The organism is Mesorhizobium sp. M1295 (genome assembly GCF_040318135.1).
Classification (GTDB): Bacteria; Pseudomonadota; Alphaproteobacteria; order Rhizobiales; family Rhizobiaceae; genus Mesorhizobium.
Window position 1 is genome coordinate 181,984 of the sequence record NZ_JAMYLU010000008.1, and the last position, 20,849, is coordinate 202,832.

General features: G+C 61.9%; 19 protein-coding genes. 8 read left to right on the top strand and 11 right to left on the bottom strand.

The features are described from left to right. Positions 1-46: 46 nt before the first annotated feature. From NKH29_RS14135 to NKH29_RS14155, 5 genes are all read right to left on the bottom strand, one after another. Positions 47-784, bottom strand: a complete 738-nt coding sequence (locus NKH29_RS14135) for a TylF/MycF/NovP-related O-methyltransferase (RefSeq protein WP_352790180.1) — start codon at positions 782-784, stop codon at positions 47-49. Positions 785-1,461: 677 nt separating this feature from the next. After that, complete coding sequence (locus NKH29_RS32630; protein ID WP_023717696.1) at positions 1,462-1,716, bottom strand: DUF6894 family protein; 255 nt, start codon at positions 1,714-1,716, stop codon at positions 1,462-1,464. A 37-nt stretch (positions 1,717-1,753) separates the two neighbouring features. After that, complete coding sequence (locus tag NKH29_RS14145; protein ID WP_023717697.1) at positions 1,754-1,978, bottom strand: hypothetical protein; 225 nt, start codon at positions 1,976-1,978, stop codon at positions 1,754-1,756. 267 nt (positions 1,979-2,245) lie between these two features. Then, entirely contained in the window at positions 2,246-2,407 is a 162-nt protein-coding gene (locus NKH29_RS14150) for a hypothetical protein (RefSeq protein WP_352999926.1), read from the bottom strand. Positions 2,408-2,842: 435 nt separating this feature from the next. Further along, on the bottom strand, positions 2,843-3,190 hold the full coding sequence (locus NKH29_RS14155; protein WP_352858370.1) for a hypothetical protein: 348 nt from the start codon (positions 3,188-3,190) through the stop codon (positions 2,843-2,845). Between the two features lie 32 nt (positions 3,191-3,222). On the opposite strand from NKH29_RS14155, the gene NKH29_RS14160 reads away from it, so the two are divergent. Beyond that, positions 3,223-4,536, top strand: coding sequence for a methyltransferase family protein (locus NKH29_RS14160; RefSeq protein ID WP_352999928.1), 1,314 nt, complete (start codon positions 3,223-3,225; stop codon positions 4,534-4,536). 36 nt (positions 4,537-4,572) lie between these two features. Here NKH29_RS14160 and NKH29_RS32635 read toward each other — a convergent pair whose 3' ends face one another. Next, positions 4,573-5,109, bottom strand: coding sequence for a DUF982 domain-containing protein (locus tag NKH29_RS32635; RefSeq protein WP_502896333.1), 537 nt, complete (start codon positions 5,107-5,109; stop codon positions 4,573-4,575). On the opposite strand from NKH29_RS32635, the gene NKH29_RS14170 reads away from it, so the two are divergent. From NKH29_RS14170 to NKH29_RS14190, 5 genes are all read left to right on the top strand, one after another. Further along, the gene (locus NKH29_RS14170) at positions 5,095-6,156 is read left to right on the top strand and encodes a glycosyltransferase family 4 protein (RefSeq protein WP_352999930.1); all 1,062 of its coding nucleotides are present in this window, start codon (positions 5,095-5,097) and stop codon (positions 6,154-6,156) included. The two genes, NKH29_RS32635 and NKH29_RS14170, sit on opposite strands and share 15 nt — an antisense overlap. A 48-nt stretch (positions 6,157-6,204) precedes the next feature. After that, positions 6,205-8,367, top strand: coding sequence for an amylo-alpha-1,6-glucosidase (locus NKH29_RS14175; RefSeq protein WP_352494610.1), 2,163 nt, complete (start codon positions 6,205-6,207; stop codon positions 8,365-8,367). A gap of 175 nt (positions 8,368-8,542) precedes the next feature. Continuing rightward, positions 8,543-10,324 carry an alpha,alpha-trehalose-phosphate synthase (UDP-forming) gene (locus NKH29_RS14180; RefSeq protein ID WP_352482652.1) on the top strand — a complete coding sequence of 594 codons (1,782 nt, stop codon included), beginning with the start codon at positions 8,543-8,545 and terminating at the stop codon, positions 10,322-10,324. Next, positions 10,321-11,163 carry a trehalose-phosphatase gene (gene otsB / locus NKH29_RS14185; protein ID WP_352999931.1) on the top strand — a complete coding sequence of 281 codons (843 nt, stop codon included), beginning with the start codon at positions 10,321-10,323 and terminating at the stop codon, positions 11,161-11,163. The genes NKH29_RS14180 and otsB overlap by 4 nt, the downstream gene beginning before the upstream one ends. 128 nt (positions 11,164-11,291) lie before the next feature. Further along, on the top strand, positions 11,292-12,749 hold the full coding sequence (locus tag NKH29_RS14190) for an NCS1 family nucleobase:cation symporter-1 (RefSeq protein ID WP_352494608.1): 1,458 nt from the start codon (positions 11,292-11,294) through the stop codon (positions 12,747-12,749). Positions 12,750-12,779: 30 nt separating this feature from the next. Here NKH29_RS14190 and NKH29_RS14195 read toward each other — a convergent pair whose 3' ends face one another. From NKH29_RS14195 to tpiA, 5 genes are all read right to left on the bottom strand, one after another. Further along, a complete protein-coding gene (locus tag NKH29_RS14195; protein ID WP_023717705.1) occupies positions 12,780-13,319 on the bottom strand; it encodes a DUF1697 domain-containing protein in 540 nt (179 codons plus the stop codon). Positions 13,320-13,330: 11 nt separating this feature from the next. Continuing rightward, positions 13,331-14,959, bottom strand: coding sequence for a CTP synthase (gene pyrG / locus NKH29_RS14200; RefSeq protein WP_352448839.1), 1,629 nt, complete (start codon positions 14,957-14,959; stop codon positions 13,331-13,333). A 147-nt stretch (positions 14,960-15,106) separates the two neighbouring features. Further along, positions 15,107-16,228 carry a L,D-transpeptidase gene (locus NKH29_RS14205; protein WP_352844067.1) on the bottom strand — a complete coding sequence of 374 codons (1,122 nt, stop codon included), beginning with the start codon at positions 16,226-16,228 and terminating at the stop codon, positions 15,107-15,109. 199 nt (positions 16,229-16,427) lie between these two features. Next, positions 16,428-16,874, bottom strand: a complete 447-nt coding sequence (secG, locus tag NKH29_RS14210) for a preprotein translocase subunit SecG (protein ID WP_352494606.1) — start codon at positions 16,872-16,874, stop codon at positions 16,428-16,430. A gap of 163 nt (positions 16,875-17,037) precedes the next feature. Next, entirely contained in the window at positions 17,038-17,805 is a 768-nt protein-coding gene (gene tpiA / locus NKH29_RS14215) for a triose-phosphate isomerase (RefSeq protein WP_023717708.1), read from the bottom strand. A 142-nt stretch (positions 17,806-17,947) separates the two neighbouring features. On the opposite strand from tpiA, the gene NKH29_RS14220 reads away from it, so the two are divergent. Together NKH29_RS14220 and trpD are read left to right on the top strand one after the other, a co-directional pair. Then, entirely contained in the window at positions 17,948-19,840 is a 1,893-nt protein-coding gene (locus NKH29_RS14220) for a SurA N-terminal domain-containing protein (protein WP_352790165.1), read from the top strand. Further along, positions 19,837-20,847: an anthranilate phosphoribosyltransferase gene (gene trpD / locus NKH29_RS14225; RefSeq protein WP_352482657.1), complete on the top strand. Its 1,011-nt coding sequence runs from the start codon at positions 19,837-19,839 to the stop codon at positions 20,845-20,847. Before NKH29_RS14220 ends, trpD begins: the two co-directional genes overlap by 4 nt. Positions 20,848-20,849 lie beyond the last annotated feature (2 nt).

Below are 20,849 nucleotides of genomic sequence, written 5' to 3' on the forward strand. Positions count from 1 at the left end.
GACGTCCTCGCTTCATCCGATGGAGAGCCGCCGCAACCATTCAGGACTAGCCTGCCTTTATGACAATCGCCTGCCCCGTTGGAAGTTCGATAATGCCTTCCGGGCGGTTTTCGAAGAATTGGTCAAAGGCCTTTCGGGCTCCAGGACAGAGCGCGGAGCCGTAGTCATCGCATATGATGATGCCATGTGCGCACACCCGATCGTAGAAGAAGGCAAGCGCGTCACGCGTCGGCTCGTATAGATCGACGTCAATATGGACCAGGGCGAAACGCCGGTCGGCTACGCTGGGAAAAGTTTCCGGTATCCATCCCACATGAAAAGTTGTGTTGCCGAAGTCCGAAATATTCTCTCTGGCTACCCTCTCGTCAGTGCTGAGATCGCCGGACTTCCACGGCGTTTGGCCGTTTCGCTTGCGATCCTCTGCGGTCGGTTCCGAGAGGCCGGCGAACGAGTCGAAAAGGTGATAGTGCCGTGGCCGAAGATCGCTCATCAGCATGAATATCGTCGACCGGCCTTGCCTTACGCCGCATTCGGCCACATCGCCGTCGATCCGCTCGATCGATCGTAGGCAGCTTTGCAGGACAAAAGCTCGCGGATCTGGAATCCCGCGGATGTTTTTGACCCGCTGCAGTGCCTTGCGGAAAAATGGCTGGTCCTTCCAGACCATATGGCTGGAATAGACATAGAAGCCGTATCTGTCCGCCTTCTTCTGTGCGATCTTATACCAAGCCACGCCTCGGCGTTTGTTTGAAAAAACAGCAAGTGCCGCGTCTCTCAATTTCACCTGTATCCTCCAGCATTCGGTATGTGTTCTGATGACGGCAGAGAGAAACTCTGCCGTCATCAGACGCGAAATGACGTCGAGTTCCGACTGAAGGACATGGCCTTATCCCGCAACGAAGCGCTTCCGGTGCACGTAATAAGCCAAGATCGGGAATGGAACTCCCATGCACTGCGACTCAAGATCACGGTCACGTACCAGGCCGGTCCGGAAATTGGTCGATTGCCAGCGGAAGTTAGCACACTGCCCGGCTTAATCTGCGCGCCGCAACGATGGCGCGGCACCTCCTCATCACATATTTGCGCACAGCAGGGCAATGCCCGCAGCAGATGTGCGTCGAAAGTGTCAGGCGCCCTCGTCGCGCCTGGAGCGTCAGAGAGCCCAACTCGGCGACCAGGGAGATCAGGCCGTCGCGATCGCGGATCAGTCTCGCCGCGCTCGCCTTGGTCAGTCCCCTGCCCTCGAGATCCTGGAACGCTACGGTAGCCCTGGGCCGACAAACGGGAGCATAAATAGTTCCCCTGTCGGCAAGGCAAGCCATGTTTGTTCTTGCTTTGTGCCGGCAGCTATGCTACTAATTTGCTTATGGTGCTGATTTGCGCCAACGACCGCCTTGCCGCGACATGCGGTTTTTCAGCCAGGCTCGACAAAGCTCGCCCGCATTGCGGGCCTTTGGCCAATCACGGTCGAGTGCCAGCCTTTTCGGCAGCTTCCGAGAAGGGAAATCGGAATAGCAGCTTCCGGTTCTCGTCGCAGATTTCGAAGGAAAGACCTGTCAGGACCGGGCTGCCGCTGAGCAGGCCCTCGGCCAGGATTTCCTTGGCCGAAGCCATGGCGTTATCCTGAGCCGCGGACAAACCGTCCAACTCCTGACCCTCGAAATCTTCCGTCAAGCGGCCGTCATTGTTTCGGAAGTGAAAAAAATATCTTGGCATGCCGGTTCCGGTTGGTCGGTTTATCTAATTTTAGCCTTCATGCGTCAGGTCGATCGAACAGCACCCCCAGCCCATGTTCGAACGCACATGCCGCAATCATGTCGTCCAAGGCTTTTCCGGAGACCGGGCAATTCGGCATGACAGCCCTGATGGCGATCTCAGCCGCTGCGGTAGAAACCTCATCGTGGCGCCTCTTCCTGGTCTCGATATATTGCTCGATCAGAATTTTCAGGCGCCGCGCTGCAATCTCGTCAACGACCATGGTTCTCCCTCGATTCGGCACAATGTCCGTCTTCCGGGGTCCGTCTTGCGGGTGAACGGTCCGCCGCCATTGGGTAGCAGCGGACCACTCGGCTGGGTGAGCCAACGGCCCGAGGCGGGGGTGTCTCGGACCGCCACCACAATAGCTTCGAGAGGCCACACGTTCCACAGGACGCTCCCGTTGGTAATTTTCGTACACTGAACATTGCCGCGGGCAGTCCGGGACTGTGGGATTTTTTGGGCTAAGCCGCCGTCGCCGGATGCCGGATCAGCTCCGGCTTTGATAGCTGTAGATGCCGGCGCCGATCGCGACCGCTCCTATGGTTATCAGGATCGATGGCAGCCCCATCGACGTGGCGATGATCCCCCAGACGATGGCGACGGCAATTGCGCCGGCCGTTCCCAACACCAGTCTAAGCCGTTTCGACATTATCTGTTTCCCCCGAAAAGCGCATCTTTGGTCTTTTTCTGATCGAAATACCGCAATGCGGCACCATTGTCTGCGCTTTGTCCAACGTTTTTACGCCGCCCCTGAGCCCGACCGCTGAGGCGTAAGCGATCCGTATGCGGCCTTGTTGTAAACACGCGCTCGACAATGAGGAAGCTTGGGCGAAAGCCCGAGAAGCGAGGCGTCAGAAAGCGAGGTATCTATGCAAAATTTTCGGAATTTACTCCGGTTCACAATCATGGGCATGGCGGCCACGACAACCGCAATAGTCATCACAGGCCTTACCCCCGAGACAACCGAAGCGACTTTGATTTGCCATAGGGTGGTCTGCCAGAAGGCGAGCAATGAACGCAGTGCTTTCGGCACCAAATATCAGCGCAAGTGCACCTGCGAAAATGTAAGCGAGGGCGCTAACAACTATCCCTCCCCGCGCAACGCCAACAAGGGGCCCATCGGCGGTTCGAGCGGCACCAGCAGTTCAGGCGGCAGTAGTGGTTCGAGCGGCACCAGCAGCTCAAGCGGCAGCAGTGGTTCGAGCGGCACCAGCAGCTCAAGCGGCAGCAGTGGTTCGAGTGGCAGCAGTGGTTCGAGTGGCAGCAGTGGTTCGAGTGGCAGCAGCGGCTCGAGCGGCACCAGCGGCTCGAGCGGCACCAGTGGTTCAAGCGGCAGCAGCGGTTCGAGTGGCAGCAGTGGTTCAAGCGGCGGCAATGACGGAACAAGCAGCGGCGGATCCAACGGCAGCGGTGGAGTGTAGCAGCTGCTCAAGTGGCTCCAGCGGCGGCGGGTGGGCACACCACGTGACCCGTGCCGGCCGCCCACGACGATCAAACCCTCACGACAACGGGAGTAGTAGCTTGACGCTCCAACCGAAATCCGCGACCGCGCCCCTCACCGGCCTTGCAGGACTGCTTGGTCTTGCGCTGGCCGTCGGGGTGCTCGTCGACAAAAGCTGGCCTGTGCATTTGCAGGCCATGACTGTCATTGCAGCTACCGCGGCAGCGATGATCGCGGTCGACACGGCCTATTTCCAGACGTTTCGAAGGCGTTCAACGGGATTGCAGGCAAAGCCGATGCGAGCGCTTGAAGTCGAGCGCGTCATGCGCAAACTCATCGGCTTCATCGTCACGCTCACGACGATTGCCGCAGTCTACTGGATATTGCCGGAATACCGGCGTGAGTTTTACGCCCCCTACTGGGCAGCTCTCTACGACACCTTGCCGGCGCTGCTCGTCACCGCGCCGTTTTATGTTGCTTATGTCGATCGCCGGCAAACCGATCCGGAAGATTCATATGCCGAAATCGGTGCATTCGTCCTCGGCGGCGCCGTGCCGCAAAGGACTGAGCAGATACGCCAGCATGTGCGGGGCTGGATCGTCAAAGGCTTCTTCCTGCCGCTGATGTTCGTCTATCTGTGCTCCGCGCTAGGTTCGATCCTGGCCGGACTGGAACAACCGTATCAATTCGACATCATGCGCTGGCACGCTTTTGCAATCGATCTCCTGTTCATGGTGGATGTCCTTGTCGCGGTCGTCGGCTACATTTTCACGCTGCGCGTCCTCGACAACCATATCCGCACCGTCGAGCCCACTGTGTTCGGCTGGCTGGTTTGTCTTGCCTGTTATGAACCCATGAATGCCGCCACCCGTGCCTACCTGAATTACGAAACGGGCGCCAACTGGACGGCGGTGATGCCCACACCGGCGCTCCAGGTTTTCTGGGGATCGGCGATCGTCTTCTGCGTCTTGATTTTTGTCTGGTCCACCGTGAGCTTTGGCCTGAGATTTTCCAATCTCACCAACCGCGGAATCATCACCTGCGGACCGTATCGCTGGATCAAGCACCCCGCCTATGTTTCGAAAAACCTCTCCTGGTGGCTGGTCTCCGTCCCTTTCCTCACCGCTACGGGACCCGCTGAAGCGCTGCGGCACTCCGCCATCCTGCTCGGGCTCAACGCCGTCTATGCACTTCGCGCCATCACCGAGGAACGCCATCTGTCACGCGACCCCGATTACGCCGCCTATTGCGATTACATCGCCGAGAACGGTGCTGTAGCCCAGTTCAAACGACTGTTCGCGAAAGCGAGTCGGTCGCCGATCGGGCGTTCCGGCTGAATGATATCTTGTTTTGAGGGTTAGCGACAGCTGGCGCTATCGTCGCAGCGCATCCGCGCGATGCCGATCCTCGCCGCTCACCGGCAACGGCCGATCGCCCTCGAGCAGGCGGGTGATCCGGGCGAAGCCGGCAAAAGCCTTTCTCGCTTCCTCGGCCGACATCCGGCCGGCCATGGCCGCAGCACAGCAATTCACCGCACATTGGTAAACCGGCCCGCGCCGCCCGGCCGGCCATTTTCGCAGGAATGCCATCGCTTCGGCAACGCTGTCGATCTCCTCCACAGGCTGTCCCTGTCCGCGCAAAATCCGCACGGGCGAAAAGAATTGCAAGCGGTCCATCGTTTCCTCCCCGTCGACCGGATGCGTACGATCGAACCCCACTAAACTCGCGAACTGGCCCTTTGGTTCCCGGCAAAAGAGGCTTGCCATGAAAAATGTTGGCTGGACGGCAAGCTCCGGCAGTCCCAATTGCGCGACATCTTGCCGTTGTACGGGAACGTTAGCGCGACTGATGCATTTCGATCCCACGAGCAGTCTTTTTGAGGGAAATGCCAAAACATGAGAATAGCCCATGTGGCGCCGCTCCATGAATCCGTGCCACCCCGGTTCTATGGAGGGACGGAGCGCATCGTCTCCTATCTGACCGAAGGATTGGTCGAGCTTGGCCATGACGTGACCCTGTTCGCCAGCGGCGATACCAAAACGTCGGCGAAATTGGTGGCGTGTCGCGAGCGTGCGCTGCGTCTCGATCCGCGCCCCCACAAATCCGAAACCGCGGCACATCTCTCTATGCTTGCCGAGGTGAGGAACCGTGCGCAGCAGTTCGACGTCATCCACTTCCATCTCAGCCACTTCCTGCATTTTCCTTTCTTCGAACACATGCCCGACCGGACGGTGACAACACCGCATGGCAGGCTCGACTATGTCGATCTGGCGCCGGCCTACGAACGTTTTCCGCGCTTTCCGATGATCTCGATTTCCCGCAGCCAGAGAGCCGGGCTCGCCAAGGCCAATTGGCTGGCGACCATCCATCACGGGCTGCCGATCGATATCTACGAGCCGACTTTCGAGACGGATGCGGACGAGCCGTATCTGGCGTTCCTGGGCCGGCTGTCGCGCGACAAGCGCCCCGATCGTGCCATCGAGATCGCCTTGCGCTCCGGGCTGAAACTGAAGCTTGCCGCAAAGATCGGCGATGACGACCGCGCGTTTTTCCACGACACTGTCGAGCCGCTGATCGACGGCGACCGTGTCGATTATATCGGCGAGATCGAAGAGGACAGAAAGGCGGAATTCCTCGGCAAGGCGGCCGGCCTGCTGTTTCCGATCGATTGGCCGGAGCCGTTCGGCCTTGCCGCGATAGAGGCGATGGCCTGCGGCACGCCGGTAATCGCCTGGAATTGCGGTGCCCTGCCGGAGATCATCGACCACGGCGTGACCGGTTTCCTTGTCGATACAGTCGACGCTGCGGTCGCCTCGATACCGGAATTGCTACGCCTCGACAGGCGTCAGGTGAGAGCCGTATTCGAGAACCGTTTTTCTGCCACGAGAATGGCCCACGACTATGTGGCAGCCTATGCGCACCTGATCGGTGCTCCCGGTGAAGCGAGAGCGTCCTGATCGGCGTCATTGTGGAAGTTGAGAACGAAACGACAGAGTTTGTGACGAATGAATCAACTCGACGAGCGTAAGCTTGATCCCGCCGTAGCCCTTGCCTCTCTCGACGAGGTCGCGCCTCGGGAGCCGCACCGGCTGTTCGCCCTCAAGCAAGGCGACTGCTTCGCGGTGGCCGACGCCTATGGCGACATCCGCGGCGCCGGCGACGGCTTTTTCCGAGACGACACGCGTGTGCTTTCGGAATTTCGGTTGACGGTCGGTGGCCGGCAAATGTCGCTGCTCGGCGCATCGCTCAGCCAGGACAATGTGCTTTTCACCTCGAACCTGACCAATCTGCCGATTCAGAGTGTCGGTGGCCGGGATATTCCGCAGGGCGCGATCCACATAGAACGCGTCAGGCTGCTTTGGCAGGACCGGCTGTTCGAGCGCATCACCCTTTCCAACTACAGCCAGGAATCGTCGGCCATTCGGGTTTCCTTGCATTTCGCAGCAGATTTCCGTGACATGTTCGAGGTGCGCGGCTCGACCCGGCCCAAGCGCGGGATAGCCCATGCCGCCGAGACCAGTCCGACGTCCGTGGTGCTTCGATATGACGGGCTGGACCAGCTTGTGCGCCTGTCGGCGATCTCGTTCTCGCAAGCCCCGGACAATTTGACCACCAACCGTGCGGATTTCCTGATTGCGGTGACTAAGCGCAGCAGCGAGGTCCTCTATATCGAAGTCGGCCCGGAAGTGGCGGAGACACCCGACCGCGACCGTTTTCGGGCTGCCGCCGCCCGCGCTCGCTTCGGCATGCGCGCCAAACGCCGCCACGGCGCGACGGTGCACAGCTCTGGCCGCGTCTTCAACGACTGGATCGAGCGCGCGCGCGCGGACGTGGCGTTGCTGACCACCGAGCTTGCAACCGGACCTTACCCCTATGCCGGCATACCCTGGTTCTCGACGGCGTTTGGCCGCGACGGGGTGATCTCCGCACTGCAGATGCTGTGGTTGAATCCCGGGCTGGCGCGCGGCGTGCTCGCCTTTCTCGCCCAGCATCAGGCAACCGAAACGTCGCCGTTCAGCGATTCGCAGCCGGGCAAGATCATGCACGAGACCCGCAAGGGCGAGATGGCGGCACTGCGGGAGCTCCCGTTTGGCCGCTATTACGGCGGTGTCGACACCACGCCGCTCTACATTCATCTCGCTTGTGCCTATGCGGATCGTACCGGCGACATGGCGTTCATCGACAGCCTGTGGCCATCGCTCTGTGCTGCGGCCGAATGGACCGAAGAGATAAGCCGCGCGACCGGGTTCGTTACCTATCAGCGCGGCGCCGAGTCCGGCCTCGCCAACCAGGGCTGGAAAGACAGCTTCGATTCGGTCTTCCATGCCGATGGCCGCATGCCCAAGGGGCCGATCGCCCTGGTGGAGGTGCAAGGCTATGTCTTTGCCGCGTTCCGTGGGCTGGCAGCGCTCGCCCGCCGCCGTGGCGAGGACGACAAGGCCGATCATTGGGACGAACGCGCCGAAACCACGCGCACCGCGGTCGAACGCCATTTCTGGATGGACGATCTCAATTTCTACGCCATGGCGATCGACGGTGCCGGCGAGGTCTGCAAGGTACGGACGTCGAATGCCGGCCATCTCCTCTATGTCGGGCTGCCCGAGCCGGAACGGGCGCAGTTGGTCGCCGATCAGCTGCTCTCGGCGTCGTTCCACTCGGGTTGGGGCGTCAGGACGCTGGCCGACGATGCGATATTCTTCAATCCCATGTCTTACCACAACGGTTCGATCTGGCCGCACGACACTGCCATGTGCGGTGCCGGCCTGGCACGTTATGGCGTACGCGACAGCGTGGTGCGGCTGATGAGCGGCACGTTCGAGTCGGCTGTCCATTTCAACATGCGGCTGCCGGAACTGTTCTGCGGTTTTACCAGGTCGCCGGGCGAAGCGCCGATCGCCTATCCCGTCGCGTGCCTGCCGCAGGCCTGGTCGGCGGGATCGGCCTTCATGTTGATGCAGGCCTGCCTTGGCCTGGAAATCGATGGCTGGGACGGTGAAATCCGGGTCACCCGCCCGAGGCTGCCGATCGGCATCGACACGCTGACACTGCGGCATCTGGGTGTCGGCTCGGCGGTGGTCGACCTCACATTCCAGCGTGTCGGCGATCGGGTCGTCGCCTTTCTCGCCGATCGGTATGAGGGGATGGTACCGCTCATCGTGCGCACCTGACGCCGCCTCGCAGCGGCGCATCGAAAACGACGCGCGGCACCGCAATCGTCCGGAACCGATAGCCTCTTTGTGCGTTGCAAAAATGGGCGGCGTGGGAACTGTTGTTGTCGCACGGCAGCGAACCAGAAAAACCAATAAAAACGGCTATCGGCGGCCGGAGGCGAGATCACATTCCATGTCAGATTATACTGTAGACCTGCTCTGGGTTTTGCTGATTGCAAGTTTTGGCTTTTCCGCTTTTGCCATTCTCCTATCGATATCCCGCCAGCGCCGCGGCCGCGCAACGGCGGCCGCATACACGCCGAGCGAGGATGTCGCATCGGAAGCGGCACGCAAGGTGCTGCGCGAGTTCGAAAAGAACGGCCAGTCGGCCGACGCGGCGCTGGTCACATGGTCGCCCGACACATTGCGTAAGATCCTGGCCGACGACCTGCCGGACGCACAGGTCATCGTCGTGTCCAACCGCGAACCTTACATCCACAACATCAAGGATGACGGGGTCCAACTTCTGGTGCCGGCCAGCGGGCTGGTTTCGGCACTCGAGCCCATCACTCGCGCCTGTGCCGGAACCTGGATCGCCTATGGCGGCGGAACGGCAGACCGTCTCACGGTCGACAAGGACGACCGGGTGCAAGTGCCGCCAGGCAATCCGTCCTACACGCTGCGCAGGGTCTGGCTGACGGAGGAGGAATATCAGGGCTATTATCTGGGCTTCGCCAATGAGGGCCTATGGCCGCTTTGCCATATCGCCTTCACCCGCCCGATCTTTCGCGCCTCGGACTGGGACGCCTACGAGGCCGTCAACCGCAAGTTCGCCGATACGGTGGTTGCCGAAGCACGCAACGAGCGGCCGATCGTGCTGGTGCAGGACTACCACTTCGCGCTGCTGCCGCGCATGATCCGCCAGCGCCTGCCGGACGCCATCATCATCACCTTCTGGCACATCCCGTGGCCCAATTCGGAAGTGTTCAGCATCTGTCCGTGGCGTGAGCGGATCCTGGAGGGATTGCTCGGCAGTTCGATCATCGGCTTTCATACCCAGTTCCATGCCAACAACTTCACCGAAAGTGTCGACCGCTTTCTGGAGAGCCGCATAGAACGGGCCGACGCGGCGATCTCCTATGGCGGACAGACCACGTTGGTCCACGCCTATCCCATTTCCATAGAATGGCCGGCCCAATTGCTGGCAAGTTTGCCGTCTGTCGAGGAGTGCCGCGCCCGTGTCCGCGATAGATTCGGCCTGTCTGCGGAGACCAAACTATGCGTTGGCGTCGAGCGCCTCGACTACACGAAAGGCATTCTCGATCGCTTCCATGCCTTGGACGAATTGTTCACCAGATATCCCGAATGGATAGGCAAGGTGGTTTTCCTGCAGATCGCGGCGCCGAGCCGGGGGACATTGCCGGCCTACCAGCAACTCCATGACGAATGCCGCCGCTGTGCCGAGGAGCTCAACCGGCGCTATGGCAGCGAGACATACAGCCCTATCCTGATGGTCGCCGAACATCATCGGCAGGAGCAGGTCTACGAGGTCTATCGCGCCGCCGACATCTGCATGGTCACCAGCCTGCATGACGGCATGAACCTTGTCGCCAAGGAATTCGTCGCGGCGCGCGACGACGAACAGGGCGTGCTTTTGCTCAGCACCTTCGCCGGCGCCTCGCGCGAATTGCTGGAGGCACTGATCGTCAACCCCTACGATGCAGCCATGATGAGCGAGGCGCTGTTGCAGGCGCTGACGATGACGCCGGAAGAGCAGCGCGAGCGTTTGCGGCCGATGCGCGAGATGGTCCGCGACAATAATGTCTACCGCTGGGCCGGCAGCATGTTGCTGGATGCCGCGCGCCTGCGCAAACGCGGCGATCTCGACAGGGTGACCGGAACTGGCGAGCGCCCGCCGTCGAACACCAACAACGTCATCTCGATGTTCGAGCGGGCACGGAAGGCAGCGTCGTGAAAAGCATTGAACAACCGCCGGCGCCGGACCTGCCGGAAGGGCAATGGGCGCTCTTCCTCGACATCGACGGAACCCTGCTGGAACACGCTGCCCATCCCGACGCGGTGTCGGTCGGCGAGGAATTGCGCAATCTGCTTGGGCACATCGAGCAGCGGCTGGATGGTGCGGTCGCCTTCATCACCGGCCGCTCGATCCCCGCTGTGGACAAGCTGTTCCACCCGCTGAAGCTGAGGATCGCCGGCCTCTATGGGCTGGAGCACCGGCTGACGCCGACGGGTCCGATCGATGCCGCCGACGCGCCTGCCGACATCGCCGCCCTTGCCGACGAGATCGAGGCCGAACTGGGCAGCGGCAAGGTCTATGTCGAGCGCAAGGGTCCGGTCCTTGCCGTCCATACAAGAGCAGCGCCGCAACTGCTTGCGCCGGCAATCCAGTTGATCGAACAGGCATTGGCCCGGCTTCCGAAGGGTTATCGGGTGCTTCCCGGAAACGCCGGCGTCGAGCTCATGCCTCTGGAAGCCGTCAAAGGTGCTGCCATCCGGCGTTTCATGGACATTCCGCCCTTTGTCGGCCGGCGGCCGATATTCCTCGGAGACGACACATCGGACGAACACGGTTTCGAGGCCATCAACGAAATTGGCGGCATCTCGATCCGCGTGAAGCCGAACGGACCGACGGCCGCAACCTATGTCCTCGATGGCGTGACCGGCGCAATAGCCTGGCTCGGGGCCAATTTCGAAGTCTCGCCGGTCTCCGGTGCTCGACCGGCCGACAACAAGGCAGAGACCGAATCAAGGGCGAAGCTCAATATCGCAGCCACGGCAGCGTCCGGTCGATAAGCGCGTTTCTCATTGAATATCTTTAAGCCCAAAGCCGGCAGATCGTCTGCTTGCCGGTTCCCCTGCGTCAGGCTTAACCTGCGTGCCACGCGTGGAGGCGCGTGCGGTAACAAGGGGAGGACATCTCTATGACCATACAAGGCGCATCACCGGACCTGTACAATGAGGATCTCGCTCCGGCGAAGGTTCGAAACTGGGGACCGTTCTCGATCTTCAACGTCTGGACGTCGGACGTCCACAGCCTGTGGGGCTACTATCTCGCTGCCAGCCTGTTCCTGTTCTGCGGCGGCTTCGTCAACTTCATCATCGCCATCGGTATCGGTTCGCTGATCATCTATGCGTTGATGAACATGGTCGGCTATGCCGGCGTGAAGACCGGGGTGCCCTACCCGGTCCTGGCGCGCGCCTCCTTCGGCATCTGGGGCGCCAACATACCGGCGCTGGTGCGTGCCATCGTCGCCTGCTTCTGGTACGGCGCGCAGACGGCGGCGGCCTCCGGCGCGATCGTAGCCCTGCTGATCCGCTCGCAATGGTTCGCCGACTTCAACCAGAGCACACATTTCCTCGGCCACTCCGGGCTCGAGGTGATCTGCTTCGCCGTCATCTGGGCGCTGCAGCTCCTGATCATCCAGAGGGGCATGGAAACGGTGCGCCGCTTCCAGGATTGGGCCGGACCGGCGGTGTGGGTGATGATGCTGATCCTGGCGATCTATCTTTGCATCAAGGCAGGCACCTTCGCCTTCACCAGCGACATCCCGATGGATGTGCTGCTGGAAAAGACCAAGGACGCGGGCGTGCCGGGCACGCCGGGCTCCTGGACCTCGCTGTTTGCTGTGGCGGCGATCTGGGTGACCTATTTCTCAGCGCTCTACCTCAACTTCTGCGATTTCGCCCGTTATGCGCCGGACAAGGCATCGCTGCGCAAGGGCAACATCTGGGGCCTGCCGGTCAATCTCATCCTGTTCTCGCTGGTCGCCGGCGTCACCACGATCGCCGCCTTCGACGTCTATGGCGAGGTGCTGCTGCATCCTGACCAGATCTCGGCGAAATTCGACAGCTGGTTCCTGGCGGCGCTCGCGGCCCTGACCTTTGCCGTAGCGACGCTTGGCATCAATGTGGTGGCAAACTTCGTGTCGCCGGCCTTCGACTTCTCCAACGTCTTTCCACGTCAGATCGACTTCAAGAAGGGCGGCTACATCGCGGCGCTGATCGCGCTGGTGCTCTATCCCTTCGCGCCCTGGGAAGGCAGTGCCGCCTCCTTCGTCAACATCATTGGCGCGACGATGGGGCCGATCTTCGGCGTGATGATGGTCGACTACTACCTGATCCGGAAGGGCGAGGTCGATGTCGAGGCGCTCTACAGGGAGAATGGCGAATTCCGCTTCCAGGGCGGCTGGCATGTCAATGCCTTCATCGCCGCCGGTATTGGCGCGGTCTTCTCGTCGATCCTGCCCAACTTCACCAGCCTGCTGCCGTCCTGGTGGGGCGTCTATGGCTGGTTTTTCGGCGTGGCAATTGCCGGCGTCATCTATTACGTGCTGCGTACGATGGCACTCGGCGCCTGGGCCAAGATGGCCAAGGCCTAAACGGATTCGGGGCGGCGCAAGCCGCCCCGTTCATTCTGCAACCATCTCGGCCAGGCGGCGCACGGTGTTCCAGTTGCGCGACGTGCCGATGCCGAGGCGTTTGTGGCTCACCGCCGCAAGCAGCCGCGAACTCGGCGTCTCGCGCGAAAAGACGATCCAGATGTCGCCGCCGACCGCCTGCAGCTTTTCATTCCTGCCGATATAGGCCTGCAGCGCAGAGACCGCATCGGGGGAAACAGGCGCCCGCATCACGCGCACCGCCACCTGGTCCGCGGCTTTAGCCGATTCGGCTGGGAACGGATTGCCGGCCGCCAGCCTCAGCCAGCCGTCGGCGCGGCGCACGATGATGTCGACATGGCGGCCAAAAGTCTTTGCGAACGCCGCCTCCAACCGCTGCTCCAACGCCGCGAGTTCTGTCTCCTGCGCCTCGAAGACCAGATTGCCGGTCGCCACCAGTGTGCGCGGGTTGTTCAGGCCCAGGCCTTCGGCCATCGCCTTGAGATCGGACATGACGACCCGCCGCCCCTCGCCCAGGATGATGCTGTAGAGCAGCGCGACGTAAGTTCGCATCGGCGGCTAATCTAGACCAGCCGCGACTGCTCTACCGCCGCCTCGATGAAGCTGGCAAACAGCGGGTGCGGATCGAGCGGCCGGCTTTTCAACTCGGGATGATACTGCACGCCGATGAACCAGGGATGGTCGGGATATTCGACCGTTTCCGGCAGCACGCCATCCGGCGACATGCCGGCAAACACCAGGCCGCAATCCTCGAGCCGCTCCTTGTAGTCGACATTGACCTCATAGCGGTGGCGATGGCGTTCGGAAATCTGCGTATCGCCATAGATCTCGGCGATCTTCGATCCCTTGGCGAGGTCGGCCTGGTAGGCACCGAGCCGCATGGTGCCGCCGAGGTCGCCGGTTTCCCTGCGCTTTTCCAGCATGTTGCCCTTCAGCCATTCGGTCATCAAGCCGACGACCGGCTCCTCGGTTGGACCGAACTCGGTCGATGATGCGTGCTCGACGCCGGCCAGCGAACGAGCCGCCTCGATGCAGGCCATCTGCATGCCGAAGCAGATGCCGAAATATGGCACCTTGCGCTCGCGCGCGAACTTCGCCGCCAGGATCTTGCCCTCCGAGCCGCGCTCGCCAAAACCGCCGGGGACGAGAATGCCATGGACCTTTTCCAGCCACGGCGCCGGGTCTTCCTTCTCGAATATCTCGCTTTCGATCCAGTCGAGCTTGACCTTGACCCGGTTGGCGAGGCCGCCATGCGACAGCGCCTCGATCAGCGATTTGTAGGCATCCTTGAGGCCGGTATATTTGCCGACGACGGCGATAGTCACCTCGCCTTCCGGATTGTGGATGCGGTTGGACACCGCTTGCCATCGTTCCATGCGCGGCTTCGGCGCCGGATCGATGCCGAAGGCGGCCAGCACTTCCGAATCCAGCCCTTCATTGTGATAGGCCATCGGCACGTCGTAGATATGCGGCACGTCGAGCGCCTGGATGACGGCGCTTTCTCGCACGTTGCAGAACAGCGACAGTTTTCTGCGCTCTTCCTTGGGGATCGGCCGGTCGGCGCGGACCAGCAGGATATCAGGCGCAATGCCGATGCCGCGCAACTCCTTGACCGAATGCTGTGTCGGCTTGGTCTTCAGTTCGCCCGCCGTCGGAATGTAAGGCATCAAGGTCAGGTGGACGTAGACGGCGTTGTTGCGCGGCAGGTCGTTACCGAGCTGGCGGATCGCCTCCAGGAACGGCATCGCCTCGATGTCGCCGACGGTGCCACCGATCTCGCACAGCACGAAATCGTAGTCGTCATTGCCGTTGAGGACGAAGTTCTTGATCTCGTCGGTGACGTGCGGAATGACCTGCACGGTGGCGCCAAGATAGTCGCCGCGCCGCTCGCGCTCGATGATGTTCTTGTAGATGCGGCCGGTGGTGATGTTGTCCTGCTGGTTGGCCGAGCGGCCTGTGAAGCGCTCATAATGGCCAAGATCGAGATCGGTCTCGGCGCCGTCGTCGGTCACGAAGACTTCGCCGTGCTGGTAGGGCGACATCGTGCCGGGATCGACATTGAGATAGGGATCGAGCTTTTTGATGCGTGCGCGATAGCCCCGCGCCTGCAAGAGAGCCCCAAGGGCCGCTGCAGCAATGCCTTTTCCAAGTGAGGAAACCACGCCGCCTGTGATGAATACATATCGCGCCATGGGAGTCATCGCTTAACGCGGCCGAATTGATTCCGCCAGAGAAAAAACCGCCGCGAAGGCTTTTTCCCAAGAAGGCGCTCTGGTCATTGGCGTATCAAAACAAAAGGGCCGGCGAGGCCGGCCCTTTTGGCACGATCTGTCGAGGCGTCAGATGATGACGACCTTGGTGCCTACTTTCACCCGGCGATAGAGATCCATGACGTGCTCGTTGATCATGCGGAAGCAGCCATTGGAGGCGCTGGTTCCGATCGACTGCGGTGCAATGGTACCGTGGATGCGCAGATGGGTATCCTTCTTGCCATCGTAGAGATAGATGGCGCGCGCACCGAGCGGATTGTCGCCGCCGCCGGGCATACCGTCCTTGTACTGCCCATAATGCTTGGGTTCGCGCTTTTGCATATCCAGCGTCGGAATCCAGCGCGGCCATTCCTGCTTGTCGCCGACGGCAACCGTCCCCTTGAACTGCAGGCCTTCGCGGCCGACCGCAATGGCATAACGGCGGGCGGTTGACGATGATTCGACGAGGTAGAGACGGCGGGCGCTGGTATCGATGACGATGGTGCCGGGGTTGTAGCCGGTGAATTCGACCTCCTGCGGCACGAATTCCGGCTTGACCTTGAACTGGCGCTTGGCCTGCTTCCTTTCGAGCGCGGCGTCGAGCGCGCGCGTCTCAGGAAGCAGCGACATCGATGAAGACGATGTGCCGCCGAACAGTCCCGCGAACAGCCCGACGCTCTGCGGCTTCTGCCCGACCGGTTCGCTGCGCAATTCGCCATTGTTGCCGGTCAGCGCAACGTTCATGGCCTCGGCCGGGATCGGCTCGGCCGACTGGATCGGCGCGATGGGTGCGATCGGTTCGATGATGTTGACGGTCTTCTTCTTGGCCGGCTTGGCATTAGCCACCTTGACCGCCGCGACCGGCTGGCTCTCCTTGGCAAGGAATGCCTGCCGTTCCGCATCGGCCTTGGCTTTCGCCGCCTCGCGCATCGCCAGCTTCCTGGCTTCGAGTGCCTTGGCGCGAGCGGCTTCCTTGTCGGCTGCGATCTTGGCTTCGATCTTGCGGATCTGCGCAAGGTCGTCCGGCGTCGGATCTTTCTTCTTCTTGAGAAGCTTCAATTGCGCCGCATCGCTTTTGGCAGCGACGTTGACGACGTCAGTTGTTGTCGCGGCTTTATGAGCCGAATTTGCCGTCGGCATAGCCGCATAAGCGGGCGCACCTAGGCTGAGCACGGCACAAAGGCCGGCAAAAATGAAGCTGCGAAGCTGCATGGGGAAGATCCGATCGTTCAATGCTTGTTGCCCACGGCGTCGCCCGGCGCCCCCCAAGGACGCCGAAAATGCCGCGTGCAATGTATAATCGATTAGCCGGAAGCGCCTCAAGCGTAGGGCGCGGTCGAATCTTCGTGATCGTGCGGCATTTGCCGCGACTGTGTTCAAACGACAACAGATCGCGGCATCAGATGCCCGATTACTGGTTGGGGACCTGCGGCGTGGCCGGCGCGGTGGCGCCGTTTGTCGCTGGCGGCGTCGCCGGAGCTGTTGCCGGAGGCGTCGTTGCCGCGCCATTGCCGGACGGCGGGGTCGGCGCCGTGTTGCCTGAAGGCGGCGTCGTGGTGCCGGGCAATTGGTTGAGTACGCCCTTGCCTGCCCCGTCCGAGGTCGCCGGGACGCGATCGAGAATGTCGATCGGCTTCTCGCCATAGCGCGCGACGATCGACAGTGTCAGCGAAGTGACGAAGAAAGCCGCGGCCAGGATCGCTGTCGCCCGCGTCAGCGCATTGGCGGCGCCACGCGCGGTCATGAAGCCCGATCCGCCGCCGATGCCGAGACCGCCGCCTTCGGAGCGCTGCAGCAGCACCACGCCGACAAGCGCGAGCACGACCATGAGGTGGACGACGATCAGTACGGTTTCCATAATTTATCCTGGCAAGGCCTTGTGCGGCCGCTGATTTGGAGGCGGCTCAATACAATGCTTTGACGGCATTTCCAAGCCCGTGGCCGGAATATGGGAAGCAATGCGTCCTTTGCAACGATTCCGGCGCCGGCCGTCCGCTCAAATCCAGCAAGCAGTCCCGGTATCAAGCGATGTTTCGATAGGCTTCCGCGATGCCGAGGAAGTCCGCTGCCTTCAGGCTGGCGCCGCCGACCAGCGCGCCGTCGACATTCCTGACGCCGAGCAACTCGACGGCGTTGGACGGCTTGACCGAGCCGCCGTAGAGAATGCGCATCTTGGCCGCCGTATTGCCAAGCTTCCGCGCCAGTTCTTCACGGATATGCGCATGCGCCTCGGCGACGTCGGCGGCGGTCGGGGTCAAGCCGGTGCCGATCGCCCATACCGGCTCATAGGCAATGACGCTGTTGGACGCCGTGGCGTTTGGCGGTACCGAGCCCGCAACCTGGCGCGACAGCACGTCAAGCGTGGCTCCTGCTTCGCGTTCGGCTCTTGTCTCACCAATGCAGATGATAGCCACCAGCCCGGCGCGCCATGCGGCGGAGGCCTTGGCCTGCACTATGGCATCGTTCTCCTTGCGATCAGCACGGCATTCGGAATGGCCGACGATGACATGGCTGGCGCCTGCATCCTTCAGCATCTCCGCCGAAATACAGCCGGTATAGGCGCCGCTTTCCTCGGTGTGGCAATCCTCACCACCGGCCCGGACCGGCGTGCGCGACAGAATCTCGGCGGCGTGCGCAAGCAAGGTCGCCGGCACGCAGACCACGGCTTCGGTCTCGGCGTCGAGCCCGCTCATGAAGCCGTTGCCGATCATCCTGAGCTCGTTGAGCGAGGCGCTGGTCCCGTTCATTTTCCAGTTGCCGGCGACGAGCGGGCGGATTCCAGGCGTCATGGGATTTGTTTCTCCGGGCAATTTCCAGCTGGCTCTCACTATCAAAATCAGGCCACAAAGCAATCGACAGTGAGCAGGAAGGGCGCTATTGCGCTTGTTTCAGACTCGGCGCATGCGAAATGCGCAAAAATCGGAAGTACTCATGCTTGGTATGTTGAGAAGCGCGGCGGGGACCTGGGTCGCGAAACTGCTGCTGTCATTGTTGGTGTTGAGCTTCGCCGTCTGGGGCATCTCGGGGCGGCTGATGGGCGGTCTTGCCGGCCATGACGCCGTGATTACGGCCGGAGGCACCAAGGTCTCGATCAACGAATACCGCCTCGCCTACGATCGCCAGCTCAGCGTAATGTCGCAGCAATTCGGCCAGCGCATCAGCCGTGAGCAGGCGACGGCGCTCGGCATCGACAACCAGGTGCTGGCGCAACTCGTCTCGGGCGCCGTCCTCGACGAGCAGGCCCGCAAGCTCGGCCTCGGCCTGTCCAAGGACCGGCTGGCCGAACTGACCCGCGAAGACCCGGCGTTCAAAGGGCCTGGCGGAACCTTCGACAGGCGAACCTTCGAGTACCTGCTCCGGCAGATCGGCATGCGGCCGGAGGACTATCTGAAAAACCGCGCCCAGGTGGCGGTCCGCCAGCAGATCGTCGAGGCGGTTTCGGATGGCCTCAAAGCCCCGGATACATTCTTCAAGGCGGTCGCGCTCTATCGCGGCGAAGATCGCACAATCGACTACCTGACCTTGCCGAAATCGCTGGTCGAACCGATAGAAGCGCCGTCCGACAGCGTGCTTTCGGCCTATTTCGGGGAGAACAAGAAAACCTACGCCGCGCCCGAATACCGTAAGTTCTCCTATGTCAGGCTCGAACCGGAAGACATCATGGATTTGAGCGCAGTGACCGATCAACAGGTCAGCGACGACTACAACAAGAACAAGGCGCGCTACACCACGCCCGAGATGCGCACCATCGAGCAGCTTGTGTTCAAGACGCCTGATGCTGCCAAGGCGGCGCTCGATTCGCTCAGGACCGGCGCGACCTTCGACAAGATCGTCGCCGCCGAAGGCAAGACGCCGGCCGACACCCTGCTCGGCACGCTGGCCAAGGACAAGATCGCTGACAAGGCGGTTGCCGATGCTGCCTTCAAGCTCAACGCCAATGAAGTCAGCCCGGTCGTACAGGGCGCCTTTGGCCCCGTTCTGCTGCGCGTCACCGAGGTCAAGCCCGAAGTGGTGAAGCCGCTGGCCGAAGTGTCCGAGCAGATCCGCAAGGATCTGGCACTGGGCGAGGCAAGCCGCATCTTGCTGGACGTGCACGACAATTACGAGGATACGCGCGCCTCCGGCAGTTCGCTCGCTGAGGCAGCTGCCAAATTGAAGCTGAAGGTCGTTACCATCGACGCCATCGACCGCACCGGCCGAAGGCCGGATGAAAGCATCGTCAAAGACCTGCCGGAATCGCCGGCGCTCATCAAGGCGGTGTTCGAATCCGAACCCGGAACCGACAATGAAGGCCTCACCACCGCCGATAACGGCTTCGTCTTCTACGACGTGAGCGCGATCACGCCGGCCCGCGACCGCACGCTGGACGAAGTCCGCCAGAAGGTCGTGGCCGACTGGACCGCGGCGGAGACTACCAAACGGCTTACCGCAAAGGCACAAGAGCTCGAGAAGCGTCTCAAGGCCGGCGCCACGCTCGAGGTGATCGCCGGTGAGCTCAAGCTCGAAAAGCAGACCAAGCGCGGCGTCAAGCGCGATGCTGACGACGTCGATTTCGGCAAGGAAGGGGCCGCCGCGATGTTCGGCGTCGGCGAAGGCGGCACCGGGTTGATCCCCTCGCCCACGGGCGACGGACAGATCCTGTTCAAGGTTGCCGAGGTATTCGAGCCCGCCGGGGCCGACGCCAACTCAGTACCCCAGGACGCGCAGAAATCCTTCACCTCCGGTATGTCCGACGACCTGCTCGACCAGTTGGTGGCGCAGTTGCAGACGCAATATGACGTCCGCATCGATCAGACGGCCGTAACCCAAGCCCTGGCCAGATGAGCGCGCTGAAGATCCACATCGCCAAGGTCGCCGCCGGTAGCGCTCTTTCCTTCGAGGAGGCGCGCGAGGCCTTCGACATCATCATGTCCGGTGACGCCACCCCCGGCCAGATCGGCGGCTTCCTGATGGCATTGCGGGTGCGCGGTGAGACCGTCAGCGAGATCGCCGGCGCCGTCGCCACCATGCGCGCCAAGATGCTGCGCGTCGAAGCCCCCGAGGGCGCCATCGACATTGTCGGCACCGGCGGCGACAATTCGCACAGCGTCAACATTTCGACCGCATCCGCCTTCGTCATCGCCGGCAGCGGCGTGCCCGTCGCCAAGCACGGCAATCGCGGACTGTCCTCGCTGACCGGCGCCGCCGATGTTCTGATCGCGTTGGGCGTCAAGATCGACATCCCTCCGGAGACGATCGGCCGCTGCATCCACGAGGCCGGAGTTGGCTTCATGTTCGCGCCGGCGCACCACCCGGCGATGAAGCATGTCGGCCCGACCCGGGTCGAGCTCGGCACCCGCACCATCTTCAACCTGCTGGGTCCGCTTTCCAATCCGGCCAGTGTCAGACGGCAGATGGTCGGCGTGTTCCTGCCCGAATGGATCATGCCGGTGGCAGAAACGTTGAAGGAGCTTGGTGCCGACCATGCCTGGGTCGTCCATGGCGACGGTTATGACGAGATCACCACCACCGGCGAGACGCAGGTCGCCGAATTGGCCGGCGGCGAGATCCGCAGCTTTGTGCTGACCCCGGAAGCGGTCGGGCTGAAGCGTCACACCAAGGACGAGTTGCGCGGCGGCGACGCCGCCCACAATGCCCAGGCACTGCGCGACATGCTGGGCGGCGCCGCCGGCGCCTTTCGCGACACGGTGCTGATGAATGCCGGCGCCGGGCTGGTGGTGGCCGGCAAGGCGACGACACTTGCCGACGGCATGGTGACGGCGGCGCAGGCCATCGACAGCGGCCGCGCGCTGAAAGTGCTCGACAGGCTGGTCGAGATTTCGAACGGTTAGAA